This is a genomic window from uncultured Campylobacter sp., from assembly GCF_938040115.1.
GTDB lineage: Bacteria > Campylobacterota > Campylobacteria > Campylobacterales > Campylobacteraceae > Campylobacter_A.
Genome location: NZ_CALHXD010000188.1, coordinates 1 through 1,504 on the forward strand (window position 1 = coordinate 1; position 1,504 = coordinate 1,504).

Here is a 1,504-nt window from a genome sequence, read left to right on the forward strand (position 1 = left end):
CTAGCGGATGAGAGTTTTAGCTATTTTGCCTGGGATCAGCGCGGACACGGCAGGAGCGAGGGCGAGCGGGGCGACGCGCCGAGTATCGGCCGCCTCATCGCCGACGTGGACGAGTTTGTAGCGCATATCGAGCAGAGATTTGGCTTTGAGACGCAAAATCTAGCCGTGATAGCCCAAAGCGTGGGCGCCGTGCTGGTCTCGGCGTGGCTGCACGACTACGCTCCGCGCGTTCGCTGCGCGGTGCTGGCTAGTCCCGCGTTTAGCGTGAAGCTTTACGTACCGTTTGCTAGAGCGGGTCTAAAGGCGCTTTACAATGCGCGCGGAAATTTTTTCGTAAACAGCTACGTCAAGGCGCACTATCTCACGCACGACAAACAGCGCCAGGCCAGCTACGACGCCGACTCGCTCATCACTCGCGCGATCTCGGTGCGCATACTGCTGGGGCTTTACGAGGCGGCGCAGCGCGTGGTTTCGGACGCCGCCGCGATCACGACGCCTACGCTACTGCTGATCTCGGGCGATGACTGGGTCGTGGAGCACGCCCCGCAGCACGAGTTTTACAACGCTCTTGGCGCGCGCGTAAAAAGGCGCGAGATTTTAGATGGATTTTACCACGATACGCTGGGCGAGAGCGAGCGGGAGAGGGCGTTTGAGATCGTGCGCGAGTTCGTCGGCGAGCGCTTTAGCGCGCCTTTTAGCGAGGTGGACTGCACGCATGCGGACGAATACGGCTTTAGCCGCGAGGAGGCCGATAGGCTAGCTACGCCGCTGCCGAGATTTAGCCCGAAAAATTTGCGGTTTAAATTTCAGCGGATATTTATGCAGGCGGTTTCGCCGTGGGTCGGCGGGCTAAAGATCGGCGAAAACACGGGCTACGATAGCGGCAGTACGCTTGACTACGTCTACCGAAACGAGCCGCAAGGGGCGAATAAATTTTTTAAATTTATCGACAAATTTTACCTAAACGCCATCGGCTGGCGCGGTATCAGAGAGCGCAAGCGAAATATCAAGCTAGCCATCGACCAAGCCGTAGCAAAGCTGCAAGAGCGCGGCGAGCCTCTACGACTGCTCGACATCGCCTCGGGGCACGGCAGATACATACTAGACGCCGCGCAGGGGCATAAATTTGAGCGCATAACGCTGCGCGACTACAGCGACATAAACGTAAAAGCCGGTAGCGAAATGATAAAGGAGCGCGGGCTGGAGGACGTCGCGAGCTTTACGCAGGCAAATGCGTTCGAAGCCGCTAGCTACGAGGGCTTGCAGGACGCATATACGCTTGGCGTCGTGTCAGGGCTGTTTGAGCTCTTTCCCGATAACTCGGTCGTGCGCACTGCGCTACAAGGCTTTTCAAGCAGCGTAAAAAGCGGCGGCTACCTCATCTACACCAATCAGCCGTGGCACCCGCAGCTTGAGATGATCGCGCGCGCTCTATCTAGCCACAGGCAGGGCGCTGCGTGGATCATGCGCCGCCGCAGCCAAGCCGAGATGGATCAGCTCGTGG

The 1,504-nt window shown here is 58.5% G+C and carries 1 protein-coding gene; it reads left to right on the plus strand.

Features of this window, described 5'->3' with window-relative positions:
* Positions 1-1,504: bifunctional alpha/beta hydrolase/class I SAM-dependent methyltransferase (locus Q0314_RS06515; RefSeq protein ID WP_298057646.1), on the plus strand; the 1,504-nt coding region annotated here is incomplete at both ends.